12 protein-coding genes are annotated in these 14,135 nt (G+C 52.8%); 10 read left to right on the top strand and 2 right to left on the bottom strand.

Translation table 11 applies throughout. From position 1 onward, the window contains the following. The first annotated feature begins 60 nt into the window (after positions 1-60). From EL29_RS09860 to EL29_RS09845, 4 genes are read left to right on the top strand one after another with little or no spacing between them, the layout of a single operon-like run. A complete protein-coding gene (locus EL29_RS09860) occupies positions 61-999 on the top strand; it encodes an ABC transporter substrate-binding protein (RefSeq protein ID WP_013026261.1) in 939 nt (312 codons plus the stop codon). Between the two features lie 48 nt (positions 1,000-1,047). After that, positions 1,048-1,740 carry a D-lyxose/D-mannose isomerase gene (locus EL29_RS09855; RefSeq protein ID WP_028715286.1) on the top strand — a complete coding sequence of 231 codons (693 nt, stop codon included), beginning with the start codon at positions 1,048-1,050 and terminating at the stop codon, positions 1,738-1,740. Beyond that, complete coding sequence (locus EL29_RS09850; RefSeq protein WP_014605515.1) at positions 1,740-2,600, top strand: ketose 1,6-bisphosphate aldolase; 861 nt, start codon at positions 1,740-1,742, stop codon at positions 2,598-2,600. Before EL29_RS09855 ends, EL29_RS09850 begins: the two co-directional genes overlap by 1 nt. Then, a complete protein-coding gene (locus EL29_RS09845; RefSeq protein WP_022623342.1) occupies positions 2,601-3,653 on the top strand; it encodes a carbohydrate kinase family protein in 1,053 nt (350 codons plus the stop codon). Here the strand turns inward: EL29_RS09845 and EL29_RS09840 are convergent. Next, complete coding sequence (locus EL29_RS09840) at positions 3,590-4,333, bottom strand: response regulator (protein ID WP_014593994.1); 744 nt, start codon at positions 4,331-4,333, stop codon at positions 3,590-3,592. The two genes, EL29_RS09845 and EL29_RS09840, sit on opposite strands and share 64 nt — an antisense overlap. Before the next feature lie 447 nt (positions 4,334-4,780). Here EL29_RS09840 and EL29_RS09835 point away from each other — a divergent pair, with 447 nt between their 5' ends. Together EL29_RS09835 and EL29_RS09830 are read left to right on the top strand one after the other, a co-directional pair. After that, complete coding sequence (locus tag EL29_RS09835; protein WP_014593993.1) at positions 4,781-6,079, top strand: NCS2 family permease; 1,299 nt, start codon at positions 4,781-4,783, stop codon at positions 6,077-6,079. Between the two features lie 402 nt (positions 6,080-6,481). Then, the gene (locus EL29_RS09830) at positions 6,482-7,189 is read left to right on the top strand and encodes a hypothetical protein (protein ID WP_029571432.1); all 708 of its coding nucleotides are present in this window, start codon (positions 6,482-6,484) and stop codon (positions 7,187-7,189) included. Between the two features lie 82 nt (positions 7,190-7,271). Here the strand turns inward: EL29_RS09830 and EL29_RS09825 are convergent, their stop codons facing one another. Next, positions 7,272-8,726: an AMP nucleosidase gene (locus EL29_RS09825; RefSeq protein WP_014593991.1), complete on the bottom strand. Its 1,455-nt coding sequence runs from the start codon at positions 8,724-8,726 to the stop codon at positions 7,272-7,274. Between the two features lie 394 nt (positions 8,727-9,120). Here EL29_RS09825 and EL29_RS09820 point away from each other — a divergent pair, with 394 nt between their 5' ends. The 4 genes from EL29_RS09820 to tssK all read left to right on the top strand — a co-directional run bounded on the left by EL29_RS09820 (position 9,121) and on the right by tssK (position 14,134). Further along, entirely contained in the window at positions 9,121-10,536 is a 1,416-nt protein-coding gene (locus tag EL29_RS09820) for an EmmdR/YeeO family multidrug/toxin efflux MATE transporter (protein WP_024470994.1), read from the top strand. Between the two features lie 1,109 nt (positions 10,537-11,645). Continuing rightward, on the top strand, positions 11,646-12,245 hold the full coding sequence (locus tag EL29_RS09815) for a hypothetical protein (protein WP_014593989.1): 600 nt from the start codon (positions 11,646-11,648) through the stop codon (positions 12,243-12,245). 23 nt (positions 12,246-12,268) lie between these two features. After that, the gene (gene tssJ / locus EL29_RS09810) at positions 12,269-12,772 is read left to right on the top strand and encodes a type VI secretion system lipoprotein TssJ (RefSeq protein ID WP_013026251.1); all 504 of its coding nucleotides are present in this window, start codon (positions 12,269-12,271) and stop codon (positions 12,770-12,772) included. A 21-nt stretch (positions 12,773-12,793) separates the two neighbouring features. Continuing rightward, positions 12,794-14,134 (top strand): type VI secretion system baseplate subunit TssK, encoded by a 1,341-nt coding sequence (gene tssK / locus EL29_RS09805; protein WP_014605520.1) that lies wholly within the window; start codon positions 12,794-12,796, stop codon positions 14,132-14,134. Position 14,135: the final 1 nt, after the last annotated feature.

Below are 14,135 nucleotides of genomic sequence, written 5' to 3'. Positions count from 1 at the left end.
CGCAGAGCAAACAAAGCGCCATTCAGCAGTTGGCAGATAAATCACAGCAGGAGAAGATCTATGCGTTTTAATCCGATTGTAACCGGGCTGCTGGCGGCAACGCTGCTCAGTGCCGGTGTGGCTCAGGCAAAAGAACTGAAATCGATTGGCGTAACGGTAGGCGACCTCGCTAACCCATTCTTTGTGCAGATCACCAAAGGTGCAGAGATGAAGGCGCGTCAGCTGGCCGGGGATAACGTAAAAGTCACGCTGGTGTCGAGTGGCTACGATCTCGGGCAGCAGGTGGGACAGATTGATAACTTCATTGCGGCAAAAGTGGACATGATTATCCTGAATGCCGCCGACTCAAAAGGGATTGCCCCTGCGGTCAAGCGCGCGCGTGATGCGGGTATCGTTGTGGTTGCGGTCGACGTCGCCGCAGATGGCGCTAACGCCACCATCACCTCTGATAACACCCAGGCGGGTGAAATGGCCTGTAAATACATCGCCGATCGCCTGAAAGACAAAGGCAATGTGGTGATTATTAACGGCCCGCCGGTCTCTGCCGTACAAAACCGCGTGGAAGGCTGCATGACCGAACTGAAACGCCATCCGGATATTAAGCTGCTTTCCTCTAATCAGAACGCCAAAGGCAGCCGTGAAGGCGGGCTGGAAGTGATGACCGGCCTGCTGTCAGCCAATCCAAAAATCGACGCGGTTTTTGCGATTAACGATCCGACCGCGATCGGTGCCGATTTGGCGGCAAAACAGGCCCAGCGTAACGAGTTCTTTATCGTCGGCGTGGATGGTTCGCCGGATGGTGAGGAAGCGCTGAAACGTAAGAACTCGCTGTTCGCCGCTACGCCAGCCCAGGATCCGCAGGTGATGGCAGCCAAAGCCGTCGAGATTGGTTACGACATCCTTCAGGGCAAACCGGCACCGGATAAACCCGTGCTGATCCCGGTTAAATTAATCGATCGCAATAACGTCAGCAGCTACAAGGGCTGGACAGTGAAATAAAACCGGCGCGCGGCATCGTCGGGTGCCGCTTTAACGGGAGAGCTGACGATGCAACGCTCCGAAGTGAATGTGTTTTTGCAAAACACGCGGGACTTTTTTACACGCCAGGATATCCATCTGCCGCCCTGGGCTGATTACGACCTCAGTCAGTGGCGTCAGCAGCAGGGCGACATTGAGGAAATTATCGCGTTACGGCTGGGCTGGGACCTCACCAGCTTTGGCGCCGATGATTTTCTGCAAACCGGCCTGACGCTCTTTACGCTGCGCAACGGCTCGCCGGGCGGCAAGCCCTGGCACAAACCTTATGCTGAAAAAGTCATGCACGTGCGTGAAGGGCAGGTCACGCCGATGCATTATCATCCCCGCAAAATGGAAGACATCATCAACCGCGGGGGCGGCAATCTGATCGTCGAACTGTATAACCGTGAAGGCAACGAGAAGGCGAACTCGCCGGTGACGGTATCGCTGGATGGCATCACACAAACCCATGCGGCCGGTTCGCAACTCAGGCTGTCTCCGGGCGAAAGCGTGACGTTAATCGCCGGCGTCTGGCACAGCTTCTGGGGCGAAAACGGCTTTGGCGATGTGCTGGTTGGCGAAGTCTCGATGCCTAACGATGATGACAACGATAACGTATTTTTGACGCCGCTGGCGCGCTTTAACGCCCTTGATGAGGATCAGGAACCGCACCGGCTGCTCTGTAACGACTATTCCCACTGGCTCAATCTGAGGAGTGAATAATGGCTTTGATCTCTCTGGCACAGGGGCTGGCCCATGCGCAGAAGCAGGGGTACGCGCTGGGCGCCTTTAACGTTCTGGACACGCATTTTCTGCGCGCGCTGTTTGCGGCCGCAGAGCAGCAACGCTCGCCTTTTATCATCAATATTGCGGAAGTGCATTTTAAATACGTCACGCTCGACCAGCTGGTTGAGGCGATAAAGTTTGAAGCGGTGAAGCACGCGATTCCGGTGGTGCTCAACCTGGATCACGGTTTGCACTTTGAGGCGGTGATGCAGGCGATTCGTCTGGGATTCACCTCGGTAATGTTCGATGGCTCAACGCTGAGTTATGAAGAGAATATTCGCCAGACGCGTGAAGTGGTCAAAGCGGCACATGCCGTCGGCGTGTCGGTTGAGGCAGAACTGGGCGCGGTGGGCGGAGACGAAGGGGGCGCGTTATTTGGCGAAGCCGACAGCGAAAAATTTACCGATCCACGGCTGGCTGCTGAGTTTGTGCGTGAAACCGGCATTGATACGCTGGCGGTGGCTATCGGTAACGCCCACGGGAAATACAAAGGGGAGCCTAAACTCGACTTTGACCGGCTGGCGGCTATTCGCGAGCAAACCGGCGTACCACTGGTGCTGCACGGTGGCTCAGGCATCAGCGACGCGGATTTCCGGCGGGCGATCTCACTCGGCATCCATAAAATCAACTTCTATACCGGCATGTCGCAGGCGGCACTCGACGCGGTGGAACGCAGTCTGGCCTCACGCAACACCCGCTATGACGAGTTTGCCGAACTGCTGATGGCGGTGGAGAACGCAATTTGTGAAACCGTGATGCAGCAGATGAAGATTTTCGGCAGCGTAGGGCAGGCGTAAATGGAGGCGCGGCGCGGCATTCTGGCCGCTGGCGTGATGCTGGTGGATTACGTTCATCGTATTAGCCACTGGCCGGAACAGGGCTGGCTGGCAGAGGTTCAGCATAGCGAAAAGGCGGCAGGCGGCGCACCGCTGAATGTTTTACTTACTCTTTCGCGCATGCAGTGTCAGCTTCCGCTGGTGGCGATTGGCCTGCTAGGCAATGACGCCGACGGTGATTACCTGCTGGCTATCATGCAGGCGTCGCAGATCGATCATCGCTGGGTTCAACGTACCTGCGATAAACCCACAGCGATGACGCAGGTGATGACCGCACCGGACGGGCAACGAACGTTTTTCTTTTCCCCTGGCGCAAATGCCCTGCTGGACAGAACGCATTTCGCCGCTGTAGACGATGCGCAGCGCATCTTTCATCTGGGCTATTTACTGTTGCTTGAAACGCTGGACGGCGCGGACAGCGAATTCGGCACGCGCAGCGCCCGTTTGCTGGCCCAGATGCAGCAGCGTGGCTATTTTACCTCGCTCGACCTGGCGTCCCGGGCCGGGGATTACCGACCACAGGTATTGCCTGCGTTGCGCTGGTTAGATTACCTGGTTATTAACGAACTGGAAGCCCAGGCGTTGTCTGGCGTCGTTTTGCGGGATGATAACGGTATTCAGCCACCCGCAGCCTTTTCCCTGGCTGCGCAGTGGCTGGCCGGGCAGGGGGTGCGTCAGCGCGTGGTGATACACGCGCCCGAAGGCGCATGGGGGCAGGAAGTCGGCGGCGAGGGCATCTGGCAGCCTGCGTGGCAGCTGGCACCCAACGAGATTGTGGGCAGCGTTGGCGCAGGTGATGCATTTTGTGCGGGTGTACTCTATGCCAGCCATGAAGGGGATGACATGCTGTCAACGCTGCAACTTGCGCACACCTGCGCCCGGTTTAATTTGCGCGCGGCCAATGCAATCGACGGTATTCGCCCGTTGACCGACATGCGGCAGTGGATGGCTCAGGCCGTTTGCGTCGAGAGCCGCAAACCTTCAGGTTTGACCACGTCCGCCGAGAAAACATAACCCAGCCCACGAATCGTGCGGATCAGGCCGGGCTGATGGGGGTTTGCTTCGATTTTGCGCCGCAACCGCATAATCAGCACATCGATGGTGCGGTCAAACACGTCCATCGTTTCGCTGTGGGTGAGTTCCAGCAACTGGTCACGCGTCAGGACCTTACGCGCGTGCCGCACCATCGCGCGCAGCAAGGTATATTCACCCTGCGTTAACGGCACGGTTTCTCGCTGCGGATTAAGCAACTGGCAGCGCGTTTCATCAAGCAGCCAGCCATTAAAGCGCCATCCCTCATGGTCAGTTTCCGGCAACACCACGCGCCCGCTGCGCCGGAGAGCCGCCCGCGCCCGCGCAACCACAACGCGTGGATTAAAGGGCTTGGCGATATAATCATCCGCCCCCATCTCCAGGCCTACCACCATTTCCGCTTCCGAACCCATACCGGTCAACATAATCACGAGAATATCAGGCCGCAGTCGCTGCAGCTGCTGCAAAACCAGTAAACCGTTGGTGTCGGGCAACATCATATCGAGCATAACCAGGGAAATATCCGGATGTTCGCACACCATCGTCAGGGCATCTTTCCCTTGATGGCAGCGATAAACCAACAACGCATGTTCACTGAGTGCGTCCTGCAACAAATCGCAGACGGCATGGTCGTCATCCACCACCAAAATTGCTGGCTTCATCGTGTGACCTCAATGTTACTGAAGGGTTAAATGCGAGTTTACACATTCCAGCATGGCCTGCTGATTGATGCAGCTGAAACGTGACCAGCGTCGCCTGACAAATTGCTGAAGCGTGCGGAAACGCATAATTTTGCCGGGCAGGGAGGTAAAAGGAAAACGATTGCGCATTTAGGGGGCAATGCACCATAATCGCGCCCTGATCTGGTTCAGAATTATCTTAAGGCTCGCTGACGCGTATCCAGGTAATCGATTGCGTATCGGGCTGGCACAGCAATTGCTTTAGCCTTTGCAATTGCTCATGTGACAAAGGAAAGCGAAAACCGTATTTCGGGTGGTCGGGCTGGCATGCGACAGCACTGGCGGCCCCTCAGTATCACAACAAACAGCATGACCATAACCTTGGCAAGAGAACGCGCACCTGAGTGACGTCTCTATCATCGAGAGATAATGATGTTAGAAAAACTATTTAAATTAAAAGCGCACAACACAACTGTACGCACTGAAGTCATCGCCGGTATCACCACCTTCCTGGCGATGGCCTACATTCTGTTTGTTAACCCCAGTATTTTGGGTGCAACCGGCATGGATAAAGGGGCTGTTTTTGTCGCGACCTGTCTGGCAGCCGCAATTGGTTCGGTGTTAATGGGACTGATTGCCAACTACCCGATTGCGCTGGCACCGGGCATGGGGCTGAATGCTTTTTTCACCTATACCGTTGTCTTGCACATGGGCTACAGCTGGCAGATTGCGCTGGGCGCGGTATTCCTGTCCGCAGTGATTTTTTTCGCCTTATCGATATTTAAGATTCGCGAGTGGATTATCAAGAGCATTCCGCTGCCGCTGCGCGCCGGTATTGCCGCAGGGATCGGTCTCTTCCTGGCGATTATCGCGTTGGAAGGCGCGGGTATCGTTGTGGATAATCCGGCTACCCTGGTGGGGATTGGCGATCTGACGAAGCCGGGCCCCTTACTGGCGATGTTAGGGTTTATCATCATCGTGGTACTGGAAGCGCGTCGCGTCACGGGCGCGGTCTTAATAGGCATTCTGATCATCACCTTTATCTCGATGGGAATTGGTCTGACGAAATTTGGCGGTGTATTTTCTGCACCGCCTTCAATCGCACCAACGTTCATGCAGTTGGATATTGCGGGTGCATTTAACGTCGGCTTAATTAGCGTGATTTTCGCGTTCTTGTTCGTGGATGTGTTTGATAACACCGGCACGCTATTGGGTGTAACCAAACGCGCCGGGCTGGCTGACGAGCAGGGCAATGTGCCCAAAATGGGACGCGCGCTGGTTGCGGACAGTGCGGCTGCGCTGTTTGGTTCGCTGCTGGGCACCTCTACGACCACCAGTTATGTCGAGTCTGCCGCCGGAGTGAGCGCAGGCGGCCGTACCGGCCTGACGGCGATTGTGGTTGCGGTGCTTTTCCTGCTTGCGCTGTTCTTTTCTCCTCTGGCGTCAAGCGTGCCGGTTTATGCCACCGCGCCAGCATTGCTGTTTGTTGCGGTTTTGATGACGTCCGGGCTGGCCGAAATTGACTGGAAAGACATCACCACTGCTGCCCCGGTAACCGTGACCGCGCTGACGATGCCGCTGACCTACTCCATTGCTAACGGTATTGCCTTTGGCTTTATTACCTGGACCGTGGTGAAGTTGCTCAGCGGACGCACCAAAGAGATTAATGCGGCACTGATTGTTCTGTCTGTATTATTTGTGATTAAACTCGGCTGGCTGAGCGCCTGATTAATCCAACCGTTACAGCATATTGAATATGCTGTAACGGTTTTAACATTAGAACTCAAAAAGCGTTTGCGGTTGTTTTCTCTGTTATTTTCCATCATTGTGCGCATCCTTCCAGAATATCGATCTACGCCCTTTTCTTCGCGCGGCCGTGCTTTTATTCTTTGACTCAACATTGTGAATAAAGGAAAAGAACAATTCCCATTTTATTTTTCCTTTTTATTCAATCAGGTAATGTTTATTGCGCAAGACTTTGCTTCAATAATGCTGAAGCAGGTTGCGACTTACGTTAATGGATTAAGTTAATCCGCCTGTCAGGAAAAGCTCATGGGCAATCTGTATGGAAAACGGAATCGCGGTAATCCGCATTTGACCCTCAGTCATCGCTGGACAGGAGGCAAAAAAATGGAAAATTTTGAGATGCGCTTTGAGCGGCTTGAAGAAGACAACCATCAAATAAAAATCGACCTGGCGCTTTTTAGCGGGCAGGCTATGGCGTTTGCGACCAAAGCCGATCTTGAGCTTCTGCGTGCGGAACAGGCGGTGTTTCATGTTGAAAGGGTTCAGCGATTTACGCTGCTTGAAGAGAAAGTCCAACAGTTTAGCATCCGGTTTGACGATGTTGATGGCAGGCTGGTCAGCATCGAAGGCAAACTTTCAGCAATCGATGGCATCTTATTCAATTTTGCTAATAAATTTAATGCTATCGAGGTAAGTTTTAACATTATCAATGCGAAGTTTGATGATGTTTACAAAGAATTCGCTGCTAATGAGGTGAGATTTAACGGCATTGACGCTCGGCTCGACGCAATGGATATACGGTTTGATGGCATCGATAAGAGACTCGACGGCATCGACAAGAGACTGGACGGCATTGATATGAGACTGAATGGTATTGATATCAGGCTTGATGGTATCGATCGGCGACTGGATGCGATGGACCGGAGAATGGATGCCATGGACCAGCGATTCGACAGGATTGATGAACGATTCGATAAACTGGATTTACGCTTTGAAAGCCTTAATAACCGCCTTATCTGGACGCTCATGGTACCGGCTATTCTTGCGGTGTTTGCCTGGTTCATCAATACCGCCGTTCTGAACGCGGCCTGATTCGGAATATCGTCTTAATTAACGAGACGGTATTAACGGGAAGGATTTTCGCATTAATACCGTCTTTTTCATTCATTATTGTTTAACGGAAAGGCGGTTCGTTAAACGTACGTAACTTACGTGAATGCAACTTATCACCTTCGGCGCGCAATAATTCAACCGCGCGAATACCAATCTGTAAATGCTCTGAAATCGCGCCGTCGTAAAAGCGGTTTGCCTGGCCCGGCAGTTTGATTTCACCGTGCAGCGGCTTGTCCGAAACACACAGCAATGTGCCATAAGGCACCCTGAAACGGTATCCCTGAGCAGCAATCGTTGCACTTTCCATATCGACAGCCACGGCCCGGCTCAGATTAAAACGCAGGGCAGAGGCTGAATAGCGCAGCTCCCAGTTACGATCGTCTGTTGTCACAACGGTTCCGGTGCGTAGCCGTTCTTTTACCTCCTCGCCTGGCATACCGCTCACGGACTTGGTTGCGTCATACAAAGCCCGCTGAACTTCGGCAATGCTTGGAATCGGAATGTCGGGCGGCAGAACGCTGTCCAGCACGTGGTCGTCGCGCAGGTATGCATGAGCCAGCACGTAGTCACCAATGCGCTGACTCTCGCGCAGGCCGCCACAGTGCCCTATCATCAGCCAGGCGTGAGGACGAATGACCGCCAGATGATCGCAGATTGTTTTAGCATTGGACGGGCCCACGCCGATATTGATCAATGTAATTCCCCGGCGATTGGGTGAGGTCAGGTGCCAGGCTGGCATCTGATGCTTTTTCCAGGCCAGATCAGACAGCATGGCTTCATTGTCTTCTGTACTCGCCGTCAGAACGACATCGCCCGCACACACAAGGCTGTCGAAAGGGGTTGAAGGATCGCGAACCTGTTCAATGGCCCAGCGTACGAATTCGTCTACGTAGCGCGTGTAGTTGGTAAACAGGACAAAGGGTTGAAAATGCTCAACCGCCGTGCCGGTATAGTGGCGCAGGCGGGCAAGCGAAAAATCTGTGCGCAACGCGTCAAAGTGAGACAGAGGAAAGGTCGCATCGGCATGAAATAAACCATCTGCCGTTTCATCACCAATCTGCGACAGTTCAGTCGTTGGAAAGTGACGCGCAATCCCCGCACTCATGGTGCGATCCAGCGACAGATCGGACCCGTCTATGACGTAAGGATAGGGAATTTCCTGACGCGAAGGACCGACGTCGATCGTCACCTCATACTCTTTTTCCAGCATGGCCAGCTGTTCAGAGATGTAATGGCGCAGCAGAGCAGGGCGCGTCACCGTGGTGCTGTAACTGCCAGTATGGGTAAAGCGGCCCCAGGCTCGGGTGCGATTCTGCTGAGGCCCGTCGCCCTGCCACGTAATGCGTAGTTCAGGATAAACAAACAGACCTTGCGCGCGGGCAACGGGATCGGGTAGCGAGCCTTCTTCCGTATAGGCCTTAATTGATGCGCGCAGAGCGTTGACGGCTTCATCATACATCTGCTCAAGCGTATCAAGAGCCTGCTGGCGTGTCAGATTTTTCCGTTGGGCTGGCATAACCTCTCCTTTAACGTTCTTACGACAATTTCCCCAAGCTTAGCGGGTTTAACGCAGGATTTGGTGAAGAATCTATGATCAAGCGCATTTTGCTGCCGCCAGTTATGGGCGAGGCTTAGCGCTGGTGCGTGGGTTTGCATCAAAATGCAGATAAACCTGACGCCTGCCTCCGCTTTTTGGTAAAGAAGAGGGCCGTTTCCGGGCATGATCGTGCGATGACATCGGCAACGCGATGATTCAACGAGGTGAGGAAAAAGGTAAAAAAAGTGTGTAACGATGATTTAACAGGAATGCAAAACGTTTTGCATATTTGCCCGCAGGCTACCATCATTAGAGTTCTTTCCCCGACTTCTTCATATTTGGTACTCCTTTGCAAAATCCCGGCGTAGCAGTGGTGCAGGCGATTAAGCGCACGGCGTGGTATCCCAAACGTCGTTCTTACCGCACGCTGTACTGGCGTGAAATTTCGCCTCTTGCAGTCCCGATCTTTTTTGAAAATGCCTGCGTGCTGTTAATGGGCGTGCTCAGTACCTTCCTGGTCAGCTGGCTGGGTAAAGAGGCGATGGCAGGCGTTGGCCTGGCTGACAGTTTTAATATGGTCATCATCTCCTTTTTTGCCGCCATCGATCTGGGCACCACGGTGGTGGTCGCTTTCAGTCTGGCAAGGCGTAATGGTAAACGGGCGCGTGCCGCTACGCGGCAGTCGCTGGCGATGATGACCATTTTGGCGCTAATTCTGGTCATTGCGATTGAGTTCTGGGGCCATCTGATTATTGACGCCATTGCCGGCGCTGCCGAACCGAAAGTAAAAGCGCTGGCGCTGAGCTATCTCCAGGTTTCGGCATGGAGCTATCCGGCAGCGGCCATCACGCTAATCGGCAGTGGCGCGCTGCGTGGGGCAGGGAATACCAAGATCCCGATGCTGATTAATGGCGGGATGAACATCCTCAATATCATGATCAGCAGCGTACTTATTTACGGCTGCTTTTCATGGGATGGATTAGGGTTTGTCGGGGCTGGCCTGGGGTTAACCATTACCCGTTATATCGGCGCTTTCGCCATTATTTATGTGTTAATGATTGGATTTAACGCCTCGCTTAAAATCACGCTGTCCAGCTATTTTCGTCGCTGGAACAGCAGCATACTTTATGAGGTACTGAGCATTGGCGTGCCTGCCAGTATCGAATCTGTGCTGTTTAACGGCGGTAAATTGCTGACCCAGGTATTTGTGGCTGGCATGGGCACCAATGAGATCGCGGGTAACTTTATTGCGTTTTCTGTTGCCTCGCTGATTAACCTGCCGGGTAACGCGCTTGGATCGGCTTCAACCATCATCACCGGAAAGCGGCTGGGTAAATACCAGGTATTTCAGGCTGAACGACAGGCGAAGCATGTTTTTTGGCTGGCAACCATTTGCCTGTCGTGCGTTGCGGCCCTGACCGTTCCGCTGGCGGGCTTGTTGGCACGTTTCTATACCAGCGATCCTGAAGTGATAAATGTCACGAAACACCTCATCTGGCTCAATGCCTTGTTTATGCCGATTTGGGCAGCGTCGTGGGTTTTACCGGCTGGGCTGAAAGGCGCGCGTGACGCACGTTACACGATGTACGTCTCTATGTTTAGTATGTGGTGTGCAAGGGTCGTGGCTGGCTATTTGCTGGGCATTGAACTGGGAATGGGCGTCATCGGCGTCTGGCTTGGCATGTTCCTCGACTGGACAGTGAGAGGGCTGTTTTTCTGGGGAAGGTTCACCAGCGGTAAATGGCTGAATAATTACCGTAAAATGATCGCGAAAGCCGGGCCATCCTAATTCCTTTTCCTGATTTGTTATCTCTGTCGCCGCTTTAACCCGGGTGGCGACGATAAATACTGCCATTCAATGCCTGAGTGATTTCAGCCCATACCGCTGTTCACATCGGGCCATTGGCACGTCCTGCGCTTGTGCAATCCACCGCGGCTTAGTCTCTGGCTGTATTAAAATCACTCACATTGCCTTTTATTGATCCAGCTTGCGGCTAAAACCAACACTGCTCCCCGATATATTACTTAAGATAATTCTTAATTTAGCAATACTTAAAATATTTAACTTTTTGTATTTATTGGTTTTTTAATAAATGACACGCTTCGTGTTTTCTAAAAATTTGACTTAATTACGATCTCAGACTTAAGAAAATCAGCTTCAGGGCGCTTCGCTGGCCGTTTTATCCCTTTTTACCATGATTAAATATTCATACTACTAATGTTTAATTATCTAAACGAAGCGGCTGACAGGGCTAAATCGCGGTTTTTTATCGCCTCGATAGCATTTGGTTAACAAGTGCCTGAAGTTTGAGATAATACTATACATTAATATTTTTACTATTTAAGCTCGCTCGGGGCTGTGTTGAATTTTTTAAGGCATTATGTAAAGCTGTGTAAGATGTTAAGAAATGGAAAAGAACTTTACACAGGCGAGCAGGATGTTGAGGCTCGTGCGGTAGCTATGGTGTTGCAGTTTAATTTGTAAGCCATTGATTTATTGCTATTTGTGTGAGATCGACTGGAATTTAAGCAGGATGTTGCCATTCTCCCCACACTTATAACGATTAATCAGCCTTATTAAACTTAACGATTCAGCTTTATGAATCGTTTTTGCGCAACGCTTAACCAGGCTGCCTTAATGACGTTTGCGTTTAGGAATTTGTCAGTTTGCTGAATGTTTAACCGCGAATTCAGCCGTCTTGTTCCGGTCATCAGGTTTCATGGGCAGTTTCACACCTGCTCACTCTCATCGAATAGAAAATTTTAAACTCACTACCTCATCTCATTCAGGCAAATTGTGTTGTTAATCAGTGTATTGGCTCCAGATGGCAGCCAGCATCGCTCGTTCTGCAACAGGGTTTGCTTAACACCGGCCAATGGCCACTTGTTTGGGTATTAATGGAACTAAATATGAAGAAAATGGTGAACTTTCGAATTGCATTAAGCCTGATGTTTGTCTTTGCTGTTGCAGGCTGTAAAACACCGCCAAAAATGACTGATGACACAATGGTGAGCAGCACCGTTGATGGCACAACCCTGATCCATCGTCATGCCGTTGCTGCGCCGGCGCAGTTCTCCGCATTAAATGAATCCTATCGCGCCTTATATCCTGCATCGGTGATGACGCGTCCGGACTTCGGCGGCAAAGTCGTCGAAACCCTGAAAACAGGTGAAACCTACACCGTTGTGGGTCAGGTTGAAAATAACTGGCTGGCATTAGGTGAAGAAGCGCAGGCTGAAGCGCCACCAGCAGCCAGCGATGCCAAAGCCACTGACAGCAAAGCGGCACCGGCTCAGGCCACAACCAGCGCGATAAAAGTTGTTGGTTATGTGCCTTTCCGCGCCGTGGTGAAAAGCGATTTGTACGATCAGACCGTTAAAGCCGATCAGCCGAAACGTCGTGCGCGTGCCGCCGCCAAGAAAAAAACCTGTGTTTCTGTAGATGGAAACAGCCAGGCGTGCCAGAACAAGAATAACGGTACCTGGATCATTAACTAAGTCAGGGGCAGGGAGGGACAGAAATGGCACAAACTTACTTTCGCGTTGGCCTGGCAAAATGGATCTGGCCCTTCCTGCTGCTTCTGCTAACGGCATGCAGTAGCAGTAAGCCTGATATTGCGCGATACAACCTGCACTTCCAGGCACATCCTTCCATCAATTCGGGCGCACCTCTCAAAGTCCGGGTGATGTTGCTGACGTCTGATGCAGAATTTATGTCCGCCGACTTCTTCACTCTGCAGAATCAACCCGCTACCGCACTGGGAAATACGCTGCTCAACAATCAGCAGTTTTTCCTGATGTCAGGTCAGCTCAGTAAAACGCTGAGTGCCAAAAGCCTCCCCGACGCGCGCTTTATCGGCATCATGGCGGAATATCAAAAGCTGGATGGCAAGGTGTGGCGACTTGCGCTGCCTTTCCCAGACAGTGACAGCAGCTCGTTCTGGCAGTTCTGGAAAAGCAATGATGGTGAGTTAAACGCCAACATTATCGTTGACGATGCCGGCATGCGTCCCGTTAAGCAATAAAACCGTCTTCAAAGGATGATTATGAACAGAGCCGAAAAGGTTGTTTGGGCGGAAGGGATGTTTTTACGTCCTCACCATTTCCAGCAGGCAGAAAACTTTCTGCAAAGCTCGCTGCGTGAATGGGGCCAGTCGCAACGCCCTTATGTTTGGGGATTTTTCGATCTCGAATTTGATGAAGCGCTGTTGCGGCAGGGTAAACTGGCACTGAGCGCCGCCAGTGGATGCCTGCCGGATGGAACGTTTTTTGCCTTCAGTCAGCCACAACACGGCCCTGCGCCGCTGGACGTTCCCAGCAATACCGACCGCGCCAAAGTGGTTTTGGCCATTCCCGCTCGCCGCAATGGTCGCGAGGCGGTGACGTTTCAGGACGCGCCTGATTCGCTGGCTCGCTATCTGGCCTGGGAAGCGGAAGTTGAAGATGACAATGCGCAGGCTGTCGGAACGGCCACCGTTCAGTTTGGCAAGCTACGCCTCCGCTTGATGCTGGAGCAGGATCTCACGGCGGAATGGACGGCGATGGGCGTTGCTCAGATCGTTGAAAAGCGCAGCGACAACCATATCCGTTTAGACAATGATTATATCCCTCCCACGTTAACCCTTGCTGGCAGTCGTCCGCTTCAGAGCATGATGACCGACCTGCACGGCATGATTCAACAACGTAGCCAGCAGCTGAGCCAGCGCGCACCCGGAACGGGCCGCTTTAACAGCGCGGATATGGTTGATTTTATGCTGCTGGCGTTGCTTAACCGCCAGTTGGGCCTTCATGCGCATCTGCAGCATCTGCCGTTATTACATCCCGAAACCCTCTACAGCCACTGGCTGCAGCTGGCTGCTGAGCTGGCAACGTGGACAGAGGCGCGTACGCCGGATGCTTTCCCTCTCTATGACCACGACGACCTGCAGGGCTGCTTCTCGCGCCTGACGCTATTGCTTCGTCAGGGCCTGTCGCAGGTGATGGAAGAGAGCGCCATTCAGTTGCCGCTGACGCAACGCTCACACGGCCTGAATGTGGCGACCGTGCCGGATAACAGCATGGTGCGTGAATTCGGTTTTGTGCTGGCCGTAAAAGCAAACGTCCCGGCCGACGCGCTGAAAACGCATTTCCCGGCGCAGATGAAAGTCGCCCCCGTCACCAAAATTCGCGATCTCGTCCAACTGCAGCTACCAGGCCTTGCCCTGAAAGCCATGCCGGGGGCGCCACCGCAGATCCCATGGCACGCAGGATACAGCTATTTTGAGCTGGATAAGAACAGCGAGCTATGGCAGGAGATGGAGCGATCGGGTGCCTTCGCGCTGCACCTTGCCGGTGAGTTTCCGGGCCTGAACATGGAGTTCTGGGCCATTCGCAGTCAGTCAGAATAAT

Source organism: Pantoea ananatis LMG 2665 (assembly GCF_000710035.2).
GTDB lineage: Bacteria > Pseudomonadota > Gammaproteobacteria > Enterobacterales > Enterobacteriaceae > Pantoea > Pantoea ananatis.
This window is presented reverse-complemented; position numbering and strand designations above follow the sequence as displayed.

What these genes read in the sequence shown, in the direction of transcription:
- EL29_RS09855 (WP_028715286.1), top strand. Translation starts at nt 1,048, where the DNA reads ATGCAACGCTCCGAAGTGAATGTGTTTTTGCAAAACACGCGGGACTTT.
- EL29_RS09840 (WP_014593994.1), bottom strand. Translation starts at nt 4,333, where the DNA reads ATGAAGCCAGCAATTTTGGTGGTGGATGACGACCATGCCGTCTGCGAT.
- EL29_RS09835 (WP_014593993.1), top strand. Translation starts at nt 4,781, where the DNA reads ATGATGTTAGAAAAACTATTTAAATTAAAAGCGCACAACACAACTGTA.
- EL29_RS09860 (WP_013026261.1), top strand. Translation starts at nt 61, where the DNA reads ATGCGTTTTAATCCGATTGTAACCGGGCTGCTGGCGGCAACGCTGCTC.
- tssJ (WP_013026251.1), top strand. Translation starts at nt 12,269, where the DNA reads ATGGCACAAACTTACTTTCGCGTTGGCCTGGCAAAATGGATCTGGCCC.
- EL29_RS09830 (WP_029571432.1), top strand. Translation starts at nt 6,482, where the DNA reads ATGGAAAATTTTGAGATGCGCTTTGAGCGGCTTGAAGAAGACAACCAT.
- EL29_RS09815 (WP_014593989.1), top strand. Translation starts at nt 11,646, where the DNA reads ATGGAACTAAATATGAAGAAAATGGTGAACTTTCGAATTGCATTAAGC.
- tssK (WP_014605520.1), top strand. Translation starts at nt 12,794, where the DNA reads ATGAACAGAGCCGAAAAGGTTGTTTGGGCGGAAGGGATGTTTTTACGT.
- EL29_RS09825 (WP_014593991.1), bottom strand. Translation starts at nt 8,726, where the DNA reads ATGCCAGCCCAACGGAAAAATCTGACACGCCAGCAGGCTCTTGATACG.
- EL29_RS09850 (WP_014605515.1), top strand. Translation starts at nt 1,740, where the DNA reads ATGGCTTTGATCTCTCTGGCACAGGGGCTGGCCCATGCGCAGAAGCAG.
- EL29_RS09845 (WP_022623342.1), top strand. Translation starts at nt 2,601, where the DNA reads ATGGAGGCGCGGCGCGGCATTCTGGCCGCTGGCGTGATGCTGGTGGAT.